This window comes from Martinezella tropici (assembly GCF_008370325.1).
Lineage (GTDB): Bacteria > Pseudomonadota > Alphaproteobacteria > Rhizobiales > Rhizobiaceae > Rhizobium > Rhizobium tropici_B.
Window position 1 is genome coordinate 262,321 of record NZ_VNIP01000001.1, and the last position, 13,548, is coordinate 275,868.

General features: G+C 61.3%; 14 protein-coding genes and 1 pseudogene. 6 read left to right on the plus strand and 9 right to left on the minus strand.

Features of this window, described 5'->3' with window-relative positions:
* Nucleotides 1–22 precede the first annotated feature (22 nt).
* Both FP026_RS01305 and FP026_RS01310 read right to left on the minus strand, forming a co-directional pair.
* Nucleotides 23–852, minus strand: a pseudogene (locus FP026_RS01305) (helix-turn-helix domain-containing protein).
* Nucleotides 853–921: 69 nt separating this feature from the next.
* Entirely contained in the window at nucleotides 922–1,314 is a 393-nt protein-coding gene (locus FP026_RS01310; protein ID WP_149632837.1) for a nuclear transport factor 2 family protein, read from the minus strand.
* Nucleotides 1,315–1,619: 305 nt separating this feature from the next.
* Here FP026_RS01310 and FP026_RS01315 point away from each other — a divergent pair, with 305 nt between their 5' ends.
* Together FP026_RS01315 and tsaA are read left to right on the plus strand one after the other, a co-directional pair.
* Nucleotides 1,620–2,645, plus strand: coding sequence for an iron ABC transporter substrate-binding protein (locus tag FP026_RS01315; RefSeq protein WP_149632838.1), 1,026 nt, complete (start codon nucleotides 1,620–1,622; stop codon nucleotides 2,643–2,645).
* A 23-nt stretch (nucleotides 2,646–2,668) separates the two neighbouring features.
* Complete coding sequence (tsaA, locus tag FP026_RS01320) at nucleotides 2,669–3,193, plus strand: tRNA (N6-threonylcarbamoyladenosine(37)-N6)-methyltransferase TrmO (RefSeq protein ID WP_149632839.1); 525 nt, start codon at nucleotides 2,669–2,671, stop codon at nucleotides 3,191–3,193.
* Here tsaA and FP026_RS01325 read toward each other — a convergent pair.
* The 3 genes from FP026_RS01325 to FP026_RS30715 form a co-directional block, all read right to left on the minus strand.
* Nucleotides 3,190–3,399 carry a TOBE domain-containing protein gene (locus FP026_RS01325; RefSeq protein WP_004108310.1) on the minus strand — a complete coding sequence of 70 codons (210 nt, stop codon included), beginning with the start codon at nucleotides 3,397–3,399 and terminating at the stop codon, nucleotides 3,190–3,192. The two genes, tsaA and FP026_RS01325, sit on opposite strands and share 4 nt — an antisense overlap.
* Nucleotides 3,400–3,474: 75 nt before the next feature.
* Nucleotides 3,475–4,989 (minus strand): choline-sulfatase, encoded by a 1,515-nt coding sequence (betC, locus tag FP026_RS01330; protein WP_149632840.1) that lies wholly within the window; start codon nucleotides 4,987–4,989, stop codon nucleotides 3,475–3,477.
* 20 nt (nucleotides 4,990–5,009) lie between these two features.
* Entirely contained in the window at nucleotides 5,010–5,141 is a 132-nt protein-coding gene (locus tag FP026_RS30715; RefSeq protein WP_281408564.1) for a hypothetical protein, read from the minus strand.
* A 99-nt stretch (nucleotides 5,142–5,240) separates the two neighbouring features.
* Between FP026_RS30715 and FP026_RS01335 the strand changes: the two genes are divergently transcribed.
* Nucleotides 5,241–6,149 (plus strand): choline sulfate utilization transcriptional regulator, encoded by a 909-nt coding sequence (locus tag FP026_RS01335; protein ID WP_149632841.1) that lies wholly within the window; start codon nucleotides 5,241–5,243, stop codon nucleotides 6,147–6,149.
* 1 nt (nucleotide 6,150) lies between these two features.
* On the opposite strand, the gene otsA is transcribed toward FP026_RS01335, so the two are convergent.
* Together otsA and otsB are read right to left on the minus strand one after the other, a co-directional pair.
* Nucleotides 6,151–7,527: an alpha,alpha-trehalose-phosphate synthase (UDP-forming) gene (otsA, locus tag FP026_RS01340; RefSeq protein ID WP_149632842.1), complete on the minus strand. Its 1,377-nt coding sequence runs from the start codon at nucleotides 7,525–7,527 to the stop codon at nucleotides 6,151–6,153.
* 110 nt (nucleotides 7,528–7,637) lie between these two features.
* A complete protein-coding gene (otsB, locus tag FP026_RS01345; protein ID WP_149632843.1) occupies nucleotides 7,638–8,432 on the minus strand; it encodes a trehalose-phosphatase in 795 nt (264 codons plus the stop codon).
* Nucleotides 8,433–8,997: 565 nt separating this feature from the next.
* Between otsB and FP026_RS01350 the strand changes: the two genes are divergently transcribed.
* Nucleotides 8,998–9,813 carry a class II glutamine amidotransferase gene (locus FP026_RS01350; protein ID WP_149632844.1) on the plus strand — a complete coding sequence of 272 codons (816 nt, stop codon included), beginning with the start codon at nucleotides 8,998–9,000 and terminating at the stop codon, nucleotides 9,811–9,813.
* Here the strand turns inward: FP026_RS01350 and coaBC are convergent.
* On the minus strand, nucleotides 9,800–11,011 hold the full coding sequence (gene coaBC / locus FP026_RS01355; RefSeq protein ID WP_149632845.1) for a bifunctional phosphopantothenoylcysteine decarboxylase/phosphopantothenate--cysteine ligase CoaBC: 1,212 nt from the start codon (nucleotides 11,009–11,011) through the stop codon (nucleotides 9,800–9,802). The two genes, FP026_RS01350 and coaBC, sit on opposite strands and share 14 nt — an antisense overlap.
* Before the next feature lie 213 nt (nucleotides 11,012–11,224).
* Between coaBC and FP026_RS01360 the strand changes: the two genes are divergently transcribed.
* The gene (locus FP026_RS01360) at nucleotides 11,225–11,671 is read left to right on the plus strand and encodes a nuclear transport factor 2 family protein (protein ID WP_188112478.1); all 447 of its coding nucleotides are present in this window, start codon (nucleotides 11,225–11,227) and stop codon (nucleotides 11,669–11,671) included.
* Nucleotides 11,672–11,755: 84 nt separating this feature from the next.
* Here the strand turns inward: FP026_RS01360 and FP026_RS01365 are convergent, their stop codons facing one another.
* Nucleotides 11,756–12,505: an SDR family oxidoreductase gene (locus FP026_RS01365; protein WP_149632847.1), complete on the minus strand. Its 750-nt coding sequence runs from the start codon at nucleotides 12,503–12,505 to the stop codon at nucleotides 11,756–11,758.
* Nucleotides 12,506–12,631: 126 nt separating this feature from the next.
* Here FP026_RS01365 and FP026_RS01370 point away from each other — a divergent pair, with 126 nt between their 5' ends.
* The gene (locus FP026_RS01370) at nucleotides 12,632–13,534 is read left to right on the plus strand and encodes a LysR family transcriptional regulator (RefSeq protein ID WP_149632848.1); all 903 of its coding nucleotides are present in this window, start codon (nucleotides 12,632–12,634) and stop codon (nucleotides 13,532–13,534) included.
* The last annotated feature ends 14 nt before the right edge of the window (nucleotides 13,535–13,548 follow it).

The following is a 13,548-nucleotide window of genomic DNA, read 5'->3' on the forward strand; positions in this document are numbered from 1 at the left end:
GATTTGCCTGTGGCTCATAATGCTATTGTTCCGCTGCCGCCTTCATCAGTTCCGCGTACCGAACCTCCGTGGCGTCATCCAGCGGAAACATGCATTCGACCCGCAGCTCCTGCGTCGTGATCATCTGCGGGGTGCCGACCGTCGTCACCAGCGAGAAAAATCTCAAGACATGACCGTCCTTCATGAAGGACAGGGGGATGATCGGCGCATTCTCGATCGCCGGCGATGTCTGCCATTCGGCACTCACATCGGGGTAGGCGAGCAGGCTGTCGATAAGCTCCTTCGTTCGCGCGTCGATGACACGGCCGACGGACTCGCGGAAGACTCGTCCCAAAAGGCTTTTGGCCGTCGTGTTCCAATCCGGAATAAAGGGCCGCATGCCTGAGGGATCGAACATGAGATGCAGGAGATTGCGCGGCGCCGGGCGGGCGGCCATATCGGTGAAATGGCCGAAGAAGCGCAGCGTCGCATCATTGGTCATCAGGACGTTCCAGTAGCGGTCCATCACGACGGCCGGGAAAGGCTCGTGCTGACGCAGCATGCGCTTGAGCGCGTTGGTCACGCCCTGCATCTCCTGATCGTCAAAACTTCCTTCGGAATAGATCGGTGCATAGCCGGCGGCGAGCAGCAGCGTGTTGCGTTCGCGAAACGGAACGTCCAAGGCATCGGCAAGACGCAAGACATTCTGGCGGCGGGCGTGCTCCTGCCGCTTTCGATAAAGCTGATCTGGCGCTGCGAAATGCCAGTGTCGAGGGACAGCTCGAGCTGGCTCTTGCCGCGCGTGTCGCGCCATGCGCGCAGCTGCGGGCCGAGCTCGTTTGGCAATCTCAGTTCTGTGGGGAAAGAACTCATCCTGCAAAGCCTCGCTTCGTTCGTTTGGCATGGCGGGGCCTCAATCAAAAGCCCCGCCAGCATCGCTTTTTATGAGAAGGCAACCGGCCCGACTGCGCCGTACCAGTGGCGCACTTTCGTCGGGTCGGCCTCATCCATATAGAAAAAGTGCGTCATGACCGGTTTGACCACCGCCTGTGTGTGGTCGTCGGGGGTCATGGTCACGGTCCCGCGGAACACTTTCAGCGATCCGGCATCCCAATATTCGGTGACATCATGCAACGCGGTGAAACCTGTGTCGATGAAGGCGCGCAAGTTCTGGCGAATGGTGTCGCGGCCCTTCCAGTTGGCAATGCCGAGATTGCATGTGGCGTCTTCCGCGAGGCAATCAAAGCCTTCGCCAAACGTCTTGTCGTCGATTTCCCGCCAGAAGGCGAGCAGCCATTGCGGGGCTTCTTTCTTGGTGAATGACATCGTCGTCATGGAATTCTCCTGAGCCTGCCGTTGGAATGACGTCGTGGCCGTCGACATCGTTCCGGGTGAGGGCTCTCTTTGGTTGAAGGGCTGAATAAGCTCTTCCTGCAAGAAGATGGTCTCTAAATACGCCGAGACGAATGCCGCTCTCAATTACATCAGATGTAATGAAGACCGGACGATTGCGTCTCATGCTGATCCGATCGGTTCGGATGCGTTTCGTTTTGGAATAGTACCTTCGCGATGTTCCATCCAATATAGCGCTATGCCATAGTGCCGCCCCGAGGTCCCCCCGATCAGAACGAGCAGCTTTTATGATGAAATTTCTTGCGGTTCTCGCGCTAGCCTTCGTCGGCTTGTTGCCGGCCGCGGTTGAAGCGCGAATCATCACCGATGCGGCCGGCCGCACGGTGTCGGTGCCAGACAAGATCAACCGCATATTGGTGGCCGGGCCGCCGGCAGCCACGCTGGTCTATGTGTTGGCGCCCGAGAAACTGGTGGGCTGGGTGCATGCGCCCGATGACGCCGCCAAGGCCTACCTGTTGCCCTCCGTGCGGTCGCTGCCCACGATCGGGCGCCTGACGAGCAAGGACGGGACCATCAGTTCGCAGGCGGTCATGGACGCCAAGCCCGACATCATCCTCGACGCCGGCACCGTCGATCCCACCTACAAGGCGCTGGCCGATAAGGTGCAGAGCGAGACGGGCATTCCCTATATCCTCATCGACGGCAGCTTTGCCCGCACCGCCGATACGCTTCGCGATGTCGGCGCCCTGATCGGCGTCGAGGATCGCGCCAACAAGCTGGCCGATTATGCCGATGCGGCAATCAAGGACCTGAACGAGAAGCTTGCCACGCTGCCGAACGATCCGCGACCGCGCGTCTATTACGGCCGTGGTGCCGATGGCCTGGAAACCGGGCTCTCCGGCTCGATCAATCTGGAGATCCTCGATGCCGTCGGCACGATGAACGTCGCCGCTGCCGCCGGCAAGGGTGGTCTCGCCAAGGTGAACGTACAACAGGTGGTCGGCTGGAACCCGGATATCATCATTGCTGAGAGCCCTGCTTTCGCCGCATCGGTGAGGAGCGATCCGCAATGGGCTGGGATCAAAGCCGTCAAGGACGGCAAGATCTTCGTGCCACCGTCCTTGCCCTTCGGCTGGTTCGATTCGCCGCCCGGCGTCAACCGGCTGCTTGGCGTGCGCTGGATGGAGAAGCTCATTTATCCGAGGCTCTTCCGCAGCGATTTTTCCGACGATGTGAAACAATTCTACAAGCTGTTCTATCAGGTCGATCTGACCAACGATCAGTTGGCGGCGCTGCTGAAGGGCGTGAAGTAAGCTCTGAGGTCGAGGAGGCATTCATGGTTCGGGAAAACGAAATTCGCGAAAACGAGGTGGCCGTCGAGCCGCCCGCAGCTTCGGATGCCGGTCTCACCTTCATCGGCCGCATTTCAACGCCCTGGACATCGCGCATGGAAACGCCGCGCCAGGGCCGGCATGACGGCCCGCTCTGCCGGATCGAGATCTTCGAGCCCTGGGTGGCGGCGCTGCAGGGCGTGGAAGCCTTCGAGCGGCTGGAGGTTCTCTACTGGCTGGATCGTTCGCGCCGGGACATCGTGCTGCAGAGCCCGGCCAACAGCGGCAAGGTGCATGGCACCTTCTCGCTGCGCTCGCCGGTGCGGCCCAATCCCATCGGCACCTCCATCGTCAAGCTGGAAGCCGTGGAGGGGCCTGTGCTGCTGGTGCGCGGCCTCGATTGCCTAGACGGTACGCCGCTGCTCGATCTGAAGCCGGATCGCACGCTGTTCAAACCGATCGCGCCGCCGCAGCCCGGAGACTTCCAGACCGGCGACGGCGAGACGGCGCATTACTGTCAGAAAAGTTAGTCCACCGCGACCATGACGTCGGATGCCTTGATGACGGCATAGGCCGAGGCGCCTACCGTCAGGCCCAGCTCGTCGACCGCCTCGTTGGTGATCGAGGAGGTGACGATCGAGCCGTTGCCGATGTCGATGCGGACATGCGCGGTCGTCGCACCCTTGGTGATTTCGACGACTTTGCCCTTGAGGCGGTTTCTCGCGCTGATTTTCATGGATAGTCTCCATTTTTTTGGCCGGTGCGACAATATCGTCCTCTCCGGCGACGGGCCATCGAAATCCTGTTCCCTTTATTCGCCTCGCGGATAGCGCTGGTTCTCCTCCAGCACGTTGAGGTCCATGTGGTTGCGCATGTAGCGCTCGGACGCCTTCTGCAGCGGCTGATAGTCCCATGGATAATAGGCGCCGTTGCGCAAGGCCGTGTAGACCACCCATCGCCGTGCCTGGCTTTCCCGCACGGCAGCATCGAAGTTTGCAAGGTTCCAGCGCTCCATGGCCTGCGCCGTCAGCCGGCTCAGCGTTTCGGCGTGGGCTGGGTTGCCGGCCAGGTTGGTCAGCTCCTTCGGGTCCGCGTCGATGTCGAAGAGCATGGGCGGGTCTTTCTCGCAAAGGGTCAGCTTGTAGCGGCCGTCGCGCAGGCCCACGAGCGGCGCTTCGGAGCCTTCCGCGGCATATTCCATCGGCACGGGGCTGCGGCTTCCGGTGTCGAGAGCGAGCGGCGTCAAGTCTTCGCCATCGGTCCAGCGGCGAAGCGATGCGATGTCGATGCCGGCAAGGGCCGCCAGCGTCGGGGTCACGTCGAGCGTCGAAACCGGCTGGTCGATCCGCTTCGGTTGCCAGCCGGGGGCCGATATCATCAGCGGCACGCGGGCCGAGCCTTCGAAGAAGTTCATCTTGAACCAGAGGCCGCGCTCGCCGAGCATGTCGCCATGGTCCGAGACGAAGAGGATGATGGTGTTGTCGGCCATACGGCCGCGCTCGAGCGTTTCCAGAATCTCGCCGATCTTCTCGTCGACATAGGAAATATTGGCGAAATAGCCGCGACGCGCCCGGCGGATCTGTTCGGGCGTGATATCGAAGGCGGTGTGATCGCACGCCTTCATCAGCCGCTGCGAATGCGGGTCCTGCTGCTCGAAGGGGATTTCGCCGATTTCGGGGTCGAGCGCCGGGCAATCCTCATAGAGATCCCAGAAGCGGCGACGTGCGACGTAAGGATCATGCGGATGCGTGAAGCTGACGGTCAGGCACCAGGGCCGCTCGTCTTGTCTGCGTGAGAGATCGTAGAGCTTGCGGTTCGCGTGATAGGCAACCTCATCATCATATTCCATCTGGTTGGTGATCTCGGCCGTGCCGGCTCCGGTCACCGAGCCGAGATTGTGATACCACCAGTCGATGCGCTCGCCGGGCTTGGTATAATCAGGCGTCCAGCCGAAATCGGCGGGGTAGATATCGGTCGTCAGCCGCTCCTCGAAGCCATGCATCTGGTCCGGGCCGACGAAATGCATCTTGCCCGACAGCGCCGTCTGGTAGCCGGCGGCGCGCAGGTGATGGGCGAAGGTCGGGATGTCGGAGCAGAATTCGGCGGCATTGTCGTAGACGCGGGTGCGGCTCGGCAATTGTCCGGACATGAAGGAGGCCCGCGCCGGTGCGCAGAGCGGGCTCGCCGTATAGCTGTTGGCAAAGCGTACGGAGCGCTTCGCCAGGGCCTTCAGGACCGGCGCGTGCAGGAACTCGGCCGGGCCGTCTGGGAAGAACGTCCCGTTGAACTGATCGACCATAAGGATGAGGATATTCGGGCGGGACATGCTGGTGTCTTTCTCGGAAATCAGAGGCCGATGGCGGCTTTGACGGCCTCGAGGCCAGGCTTGCCGTCGATAGTGGTGACGCCGGCAAGCCAGGGCGTCAAGGCGTATAGAAGCGCGCCGGCCGTCAGCAGACTCATTGCAGACATGCACATGACGATGGTTCCCTCTTGTTATTGGATTATTTTATTGAACATCAGTAGAGTTCCTCCTGTGAAGCAGGCATTTTTCAATGGATGCCAAAAGGAAATTTTATGGCTGAACGTTTGGTCGATCTTGGCTGGCTGCGGATATTCCTGGAAGTAGGCCGCTCCGGCAGCCTGTCCGCCGCTGCCTCGGCGCTTGGCCTGACGCAACCGGCCGTCAGCTATCAGATCCGCCGCATCGAGGAGCAAATGGGCGTCGCTCTGTTTCGCCGCCAGCATCGCGGCGTCGAGCTCTCGCCGGAGGGCCGGCGCCTGTTCGAGATCGTTGAAAAGTCGGTCGGCAGCGTCGACAATCTGGTGCGCAGTTTCCGCGCCGAGGCGGAGCGGCCATCCGTTCGCCTGCGGACCGACTACGCCTTTTCCGCGCTCTGGCTCATTCCCCGCATGCATGCGTTCCGGCTGCTTCATCCCGAAGTGGATATCCAGATCGTCGCCACGCAGCGGCTGGATCGCGGCGGGCCGGAGAGCGGCGATATCGCCGTCTTCTTCGGAACGCGCAGCGAATTCGGCCCCGCTGCCACGCTCCTTCTGCCGGAGAAGGTCATACCGATCTGCACCAAGGGTTTTGCAGAACGTCACGGCCCGTTCACCGATCCCTCGCAGCTTGCGGGCACCACCCTCGTCCATCTCGATTCGGAGATGCCGTCGCCATGGTTCGACTGGGAGAGCTATCTTTCCGCCTTCGGTATCGCTCGGGATGCCTATGCCGGTCGCGGCGATCTGCGCTTCAATACATACTCGCTCGTCGTGCAGGCCGCGCTTAGCGAGCAGGGCGTGGCAATCGGCTGGATCGGTCTTGTCGATTCGCTGCTGGCCGCCCGGACGCTAGTGACGGCCGGCCCCGTGCTGGAAGCGCCTGCCCGGGGCTATTGGCTGCTGCCGCCATCGACGCCGAATCCGCATGCCGAGCAACTGGCGCAATGGCTGCTCGCCGAGGCGGCCGCCGGACAATCATGATCTATTCCGCCGTGAGATCGGCAAGAAACGTCTCGCACCAATGTGATACGTCATTCTCAAGCAGATAATCCATCATGCCGCGCCAGCGTTCCTGTCGCTCCTGCAATGGCATGTTGATGCCGCGCGCCAGCGCATTGGCGGTGCCGTCGACGTCATAGGGATTGACCAGCAAGGCGCCCTTCAGCTTGCGTGCCGCCCCGGCAAAGCGCGAGAGTACGAGCACGCCCGGGTTTTCCGGATCCTGCGCGGCGACATATTCCTTGGCGACGAGGTTCATGCCGTCGCGCAGCGGCGTCACCAGCCCGACCTTGGCAAGCCGGTAGAGGCCCGCCAGTATCGGGCGGCTGATCGAACGGTTGATATAGCGGATCGGCACCCAGTCGACCGTGCCGATCGCGCCGTTGACCCGGCCGGCCTGCTCGGCAACCGCATGCTGCATCGCCTCGTATTCCGGCACTTCGGAACGCGATTTCGGCGTGATCTGCAGATAGGTGACGCTGCGCTGGTGGGCGGGGTTGTTGGTGATGAAGCGTTCGAAGGCGTCGATGCGCTGCGTGATGCCCTTGGAATAGTCGAGCCGGTCGACGCCGAGGATCAGGTCGCGGCCTTCGATGCTTTGACGCACTTTCTGCACCATACTGTGCGACGCGGCCTTGCGGGCGAATTCGGCAAAGCCTGCCGTCTCGATACCGATCGAATAGGCACCACCGCGAAAATCATGGCCATGGGCACTGAAATGGCCAGGGCTTTTCTCGATGCCCATGCCTTCGCGCTTCAGGCAGCCCGCAAAGTTCTCGAGATCATGGTCCGTCTGGAAGCCGAGCAGGTCGTAGGAGGAGAGGCCTCGCATGATCTCCTCATGCACCGGCATGGCGAGCACGACGTCTGCCGGCGGCCAGGGAATATGCAGGAAGAAGCCGATACGGTTCTTCAAGCCCATCTGCCGCAGCTCCGCCGCCAATGGAATGAGGTGATAGTCGTGAACCCAGATAATGTCGTTGGGTTCGATCAGGGGTGCAAGACGATGGGCAAAGAAGCGGTTGACGCGGAAATAGCCGGTCATTTCCTTGCGGGCATATTCGGCGAGATCGAGCCGGTAATGGCAGATCGGCCAGAGCACACGGTTGGCAAAGCCTTGATAATATTCCTCGACATCGGTCTGGGTTAGATCGGTCAGCGCATAAGTGATGTTGCCGTCCTGCGTCATCTGCAGCGGCTCGGGCTCGATGTCGCCGCTCGATTTTCCGGACCAGCCCATCCAGATGCCGCCGCGCTCGGCAAGGGCTGCCTGCAACGCCACGGCAAGGCCGCCCGCTGCTGCCGCACCCTTGTGATCGGGCACGGAAACGCGGTTGGAAACAATGATGAGTCGACTCACGAATTCTTCCTTTCGAGAAGGCTAAAGCAATTCCGGAAAAGTGCGCAGCGGTTTTCCGTTCGGAATTGCGGGAAAATTAGAAGCTGGAGGGCGCCGCAGTGATCGAGGGATTACTTGACGAGCGTTCCCAACACGTCCCTTAAACGCGCAGGCGAGCCAATGGATGCACGTGCCAGCGTTTTTCCGTTGCCTTCGCCAACGCGTACGGATTGGCCGCCGAGACGGTTGGCAGCGGCAAACATCGTCTCGTCGGTCACGTCGTCGCCGATCGTCACCGGGCGGCGCCCTTCGAAGGGCGTTTCGGCAAGAAACGCCTCAACGGCATGTCCCTTGCTGGCGTGCGCCGGGCAGATTTCGATCACCATCTTGCCGCGCTGCAGGTTCCAGTCGGGACCGGCTTCCTCCAGATGGCGTTGCATGGCTTCGCCGATCTCCATCTCGTATGTGGGTGCATGCCGGAAATGAACCGCGACCGCAGCGCCCTTGTCCTCGACGATGGCGCCGGGCCAGGCTTGTGCCTCATATGCAATGGTCTGCTTCATCGCTTGGAAAGCCAGAGGAATATGCGCCCGCCGCAGCCGTCCGGCGGCATCGCGGCGCTCCGCGCCATGCAGGCCGGCGACGGGAAACCGGAAGGGCGCAAACAGCGGATCGACGAATTCGATGGCGCGGCCTGTGACCAAGGCGAGCGCGCCGCCAAGCTGACGGGAGAGGGCATGAAGCGTGCCGGGCAGATAGTCGGGCACGACGATCGCCTCCGGTCTTTCGGCAAGATCGAGCAAGGTTCCGTCGATATCGAGGAACAAGGCCCAGTCCTGCGGATACAATGAGAGTGCGGTAAGGGCCGGCTCGTTCAGCGGCCTTGGCTTGGCTTCACCCTGTTCGGGCTGTTCCTGAGAAGACATGCTGGGTTAGCTAAGGCGCTCTTCCCGTTTGGCAAGGAAAAATTGGCAAGGAAAAAAACGAACGGCTGAAAATCAAAAGGGGCCGCCTTGAGCGACCCCCCATGAGCTTTGGCCCGTAACTGGCCTGAAGCGGCGAACGCTTCGGGAAGGTGTTGGTCAGAGCGAGGGCTGCCTCGCAACGTTCACAACCATTTCCATGCCGTATACAAAGACCGAAATCTCACTAGACATTGGATCACCTTCCTTTCGTTACGTTTCAGACAAGCTCAACGTAGCTCAAATTTGACCTGATGCAAGAGGCACAATCTCTGAGAGCTTCACACTTATTGTCGCATTGAAATACCTATGCTCGCTGCATCCTCGCGAAAAGCCCTATGACATCGGGCTTCACGAAGAAAATGTTTCGATGCTGAATGTGATCGGACGAAGCGTCGAATATCTGTCATCTTGCGCCGCAGACGACGGAAAATTAAGACTTTATTACCCATTCCGCATAAACAATCGTCCAAGATTTGCCATTCTCCCGCGGGACAGGAACACAGCGGGAATCGGAGTATAAAGACGCATGTGTCGCTGGGCAGCCTATCGTGGAGACCCCCTCTATCTGGAGGAGCTGGTATCTTCGCCCGCCCACTCCCTGATCGAACAATCCCATTGCGCCACGCGCGCCAAGACCGCGACCAACGGGGACGGTTTCGGCATCGCCTGGTATGGCGATCGGCCGGAGCCTGGCCGCTACCGCGATATCCTGCCGGCCTGGTCCGATTGTAATCTCAAGAGCCTGGCGCGGCAGATCCGCTCGCCGCTCTTCCTCGCCCATGTCCGCGCGGCCACCGGCGGCGGCACGCGGCGCGACAATTGCCATCCCTTCGTCTTCGAGAATTGGTCGTTCCAGCATAATGGCCAGATTTCCAATTTCGATCGCCTGCGCCGCCCGATGGAGGCCATGCTCGACGACCGGCTGTTTAATGCCCGCAGCGGCACGACCGATTCCGAGCTTCTATTCCTGCTGGCGATGCAGTTCGGCCTGGCGACAAATCCGACTGCGGCGATCGCTCAGACCATCGGTTTCGTCGAAGGGCTGTCGCTGCATTTGACCGGTTCGGCGCTGGTGCGCTTCACATCAGCCTTTTCCGACGGCAAGTCGCTCTACGCCATCCGCTATGCCACCGACCGCAAGGCGCCGACGCTCTACGCCTCGCCCGTCGGCTTGGGGTACTGCCTCGTTTCCGAGCCGTTGAATGACGATGTCGATGCCTGGCGTGAGATCCCGGACGGCAGCGCCGTCATGATCGACGATACCGGCGTCCATGTCACGCCCTTCCAGCCGAAAGAGCGCGCGCCCGCCGAGCGACTACCGGCAGCCGCTATCCCTGCCTGAATTGCGCTGATATCAGTGCTGCGAGCCGTGTGGCCACTTCGTCCTTATCGAGATCGGGCCACTGCTCTACGCCGTCGTGACTGATAATCGTCACGCGGTTTCTTGTGCCGCCCATGATGCCGGTCGCGGGTGAGACATCGTTGGCGACGATGAAATCGGCGCCCTTGCGCTCCAGCTTCGCGCGGGCATTGCTCTCGACATCCTGCGTTTCGGCGGCAAAACCGATGACGAGTTTCGGCCGCTGCGTATGGTGGCCGACGGTTTTCAATATGTCGGGGTTTTCCGTGAGCGCCAGCGTTGGGATCGACTCGCCCGGATGTTTCTTGATCTTCTGGTCCGATGCGGAGGCGACGCGCCAGTCCGCGACCGCTGCCACCATCACGGCGATATCAGCCGGAAGGGCCGTAAGCACCGCGTCGCGCATTTCGTCCGCCCGTTCGACATGGATGACATGGAGGCCGACCGGATCGGGTATGGTCACCGGGCCGGAAACCAGAGTGACGTCGGCGCCGAGTGCCGCAAGGGCGGCCGCGATGGCATGGCCCTGCCGGCCGGACGAGCGGTTGGCGATGTAGCGCACGGGGTCGATCGGCTCATGCGTTGGGCCGGAGGTGACGACCGCCTTCTTGCCGGCGAGCGGCTTGGCGCCGTCATCCAGCCGTCTCTCGGCCGCCGCGACGATATCGAGCGGTTCCGCCATCCGCCCCGCGCCGCTCTCGCCGCTCTCGGCCATTTCACCCGTCATCGGCCCGACGAAGGTGATACCGTCCCTGCGCAGCGTCTCAACGTTGCGCTTGGTTGCCGGATGCGCCCACATCTTCGGGTTCATGGCGGGGGCTGCGAGCACAGGCCGGTCTGTGGCAAGCAATATGGTCGAGGCGAGATCGTCCGCCAGCCCGTTGGCCATCTTGGCGAGCAGATCGGCAGTCGCGGGCGCGATCAGCACGAGGTCGCAGTCGCGCGCCAGCCTTATATGGCCGACATCCTGTTCATCCTGACGCGAAAACAGATCGGTGAAGACGTGATCGGCGGCAAGCGCGCCGGCGGCAAGCGGCGTGATGAACTCCTGTGCGCCCGATGTCATGACGGGCCGCACACTTGCGCCGCGCTCGCGCAGCCGGCGAATGAGATCGAGGCTCTTATAGGCCGCGATGCCACCGGAGATAATGAGAAGGATGCGCTTTCCTGCGAGAACCATGCCTGAACCCGTCGCCTGTTCTTTTGCTCACAAGCCTAAGCCTTTGGCGTGTCATAGGCAATCGCGGCATTCCCTCAAGACGGTTTTAGGCCCCGCTTGCCTCCATTTCCGGCGGCTAATCACCTGGGCCTCACGCCCTTGTCATTTGCGAGCGCCTTCCGTCTCGACAAATCTGAACGCGTTAACGATCGAAGGAGTAACGCCTTGAAACTGATGAAAGTCGCGATGATCGCCCTGCCAATCATGGCTGCCGCCATGCCGGCCTTTGCCGAACGTGCCTATTCGCCGCAAGAGCTGAAGAACAAGGAGATCGTTTTGGAGTTCTACCAAAAAGCGCTGAACGACAAGGATTTCGACGCGGCTTCCAAATACCTAGGCAACTACATCCAACACAATCCTCTTGCCGCCGATGGTCCGGAGGGCCTGCGCGGCTTCATCGACTACCTGAAGAAAAACTTTCCGCAGTCGAAGAGCGAGATCAAGCGCGTCATGGTCGATGGCGATTATGTGATCCTGCGCGTCCACGCCGTTCGCCAGCCCGGCGACCGCGGCAGCGCCATCGTCGACATCTTCCGCGTCGAGGACAACAAGATCCAGGAACATTGGGATTCGGTGCAGCCGATCCCCGAGACGTCGAAGAACAATAATACGATGTTCTGAGAGTGGGTTTTCAGGGAGGAGAAGGGCCTCTTCCTCCCTGGGGCATCGCTCCGCAACCTCAGGCTTGCGGCGCGATGCTGGTGCTTACAGAGTGCTCATGCCGCCGTCGATGACCAGCTCGGCACCGACCGTGAAGGCGGATTCGTCGGAAGCGAGGAAGACGATCGCCTTGGCGACCTCACTGGAATTGCCGAAGCGGCCGGCAGGAATCTGGCTCTGGATCTGCGAAGCCATGGCCTTGGCGTCGGCCTCGGACAGGCCGAACTTGCTGTGCAGCGGCGTTGCGATCGGGCCGGGGCTGACGGCGTTGACGCGAATGCCGCGTCCGATCAGTTCGCCCGAAAGCGTCTTCGCAAGCGTCAGCAAGGCACCCTTCGTCAGGGCGTAGACACTCGAATTCGGCATGCCGATATGGGCGTTGATCGATGTGTTGAGCACGATCGAGGCCGGGTTCGAGAGGATCGGCAGCAGGGCCTGAACCAAGAAGAACGGGCCCTTTACGTTGACGGCGATGGATTTGTCGAATGCGGCTTCACTCCATTGTTCGAGCGGGCCGAACTCGGCGATGCCGGCATTGACGAAGAGGATGTCGAGATGACCAAAAGCCTTCTTGACTGCTTCCGCAACGGCCTTCTGGCCGTCGGTATTGCCGGCGTCGGCCTGGATGACGAGAGCATTGTCGCCAAGCTCGTTGCGGGCGGCTTCGACGCTGGCAGCGCTACTGCCGGTGACGACGACGCGAGCTCCTTCGGCGATGAATTGGCGGGCCGTTTCCAGGCCGATGCCGCTGGTGCCGCCGGTGATGAGTGCCGTTTTGTTTTGCAGGCGTGACATGATTTTATCCCTTCAGTGGTTGGGGAGGGCTTGTCCTCCGCTGTTTCCGTTGAGAAAGATATGGCCTGATTTTATCGTTCGGATTAGTCTGCAAAAAGAGGAATTCGAATTCGGAGTTTCCGAACGATGCTGAAGATCGACGGGATAGTAACGTTCGTGACCGTAGCCGAGGCTGGATCCATCAGCGAGGCGGCGCGTCGGCTTCGCCTGTCGAAATCCGTCGTCAGCGAGCGTCTGTCGGACATGGAAAAGGCGTTGGGGGCAACCCTGCTTCACCGCACGACCCGCAAGCTGACCTTGACGGAGGACGGCGCCGCCTTTCTGCAGCGCGCGACCCGCATCGCGCAGGAGGTGCGCGAGGCTGCGGCCGATCTCGCCGAGCGGCGCGGCACGTTGATGGGACCGCTGCGCATCGCCGCGCCCGTCACCTTCGGCCGCCTGCATCTCGGGCCGGCTCTCTATCCGTTTCTCGCCGACCATCCGGAGATCGAGCTGACGCTTGATCTCGACGACCGCCGGGTCGATGCCGCCTCGGATGGCTATGACGCAATCATTCGCCACGGCTTGATTGCCGACTCGCGCCTCGTCGCATGGAAGCTCGCCCGCAGCCGCCGCTTTCTTGTCGCTTCACCGGACTATCTGAGCCGCCACGGCAAACCCGCTTCGCTCTCCGATCTCGAAGATCATCGCGGTATTTTTTACACCAATCGCGGCGTCGCGGATTGGCGTTTCGAGGGACCAGACGGCGCTGTCGTCATCCGTGCAAAGCTGGCACTGGGCGTCAACAATGGCGATGTCCTCCACGATGCCGCGATTGCCGGGCTCGGCATTGCCTTGCTGCCGGCTTTCATCGCAGGGCCTTCGGTGAGGGAAGGACGGCTCGTCGAGATCGATATCGGCTACCGCCCGGAGCCGGAGTTCATCTTCATGGCCCATCCCGAGGGGCGCAATCCCTCGGCCAAACTCCGCGCGATGGCCGATCACCTGAAGAAATCCTTTGGCGATCCGCCCTATTGGGAGCTGGAGTAATTCCAGCAAAAGCG

Excerpts from the sequence above, each read along its gene's own strand:
- FP026_RS01310 (WP_149632837.1), bottom strand. The coding sequence starts at position 1,314 with ATGACGACGATGTCATTCACCAAGAAAGAAGCCCCGCAATGGCTGCTC.
- FP026_RS01315 (WP_149632838.1), top strand. The coding sequence starts at position 1,620 with ATGATGAAATTTCTTGCGGTTCTCGCGCTAGCCTTCGTCGGCTTGTTG.
- tsaA (WP_149632839.1), top strand. The coding sequence starts at position 2,669 with ATGGTTCGGGAAAACGAAATTCGCGAAAACGAGGTGGCCGTCGAGCCG.
- FP026_RS01325 (WP_004108310.1), bottom strand. The coding sequence starts at position 3,399 with ATGAAAATCAGCGCGAGAAACCGCCTCAAGGGCAAAGTCGTCGAAATC.
- betC (WP_149632840.1), bottom strand. The coding sequence starts at position 4,989 with ATGTCCCGCCCGAATATCCTCATCCTTATGGTCGATCAGTTCAACGGG.
- FP026_RS30715 (WP_281408564.1), bottom strand. The coding sequence starts at position 5,141 with ATGTGCATGTCTGCAATGAGTCTGCTGACGGCCGGCGCGCTTCTATAC.
- FP026_RS01335 (WP_149632841.1), top strand. The coding sequence starts at position 5,241 with ATGGCTGAACGTTTGGTCGATCTTGGCTGGCTGCGGATATTCCTGGAA.
- otsB (WP_149632843.1), bottom strand. The coding sequence starts at position 8,432 with ATGTCTTCTCAGGAACAGCCCGAACAGGGTGAAGCCAAGCCAAGGCCG.
- FP026_RS01350 (WP_149632844.1), top strand. The coding sequence starts at position 8,998 with ATGTGTCGCTGGGCAGCCTATCGTGGAGACCCCCTCTATCTGGAGGAG.
- coaBC (WP_149632845.1), bottom strand. The coding sequence starts at position 11,011 with ATGGTTCTCGCAGGAAAGCGCATCCTTCTCATTATCTCCGGTGGCATC.
- FP026_RS01360 (WP_188112478.1), top strand. The coding sequence starts at position 11,225 with ATGAAAGTCGCGATGATCGCCCTGCCAATCATGGCTGCCGCCATGCCG.
- FP026_RS01365 (WP_149632847.1), bottom strand. The coding sequence starts at position 12,505 with ATGTCACGCCTGCAAAACAAAACGGCACTCATCACCGGCGGCACCAGC.
- FP026_RS01370 (WP_149632848.1), top strand. The coding sequence starts at position 12,632 with ATGCTGAAGATCGACGGGATAGTAACGTTCGTGACCGTAGCCGAGGCT.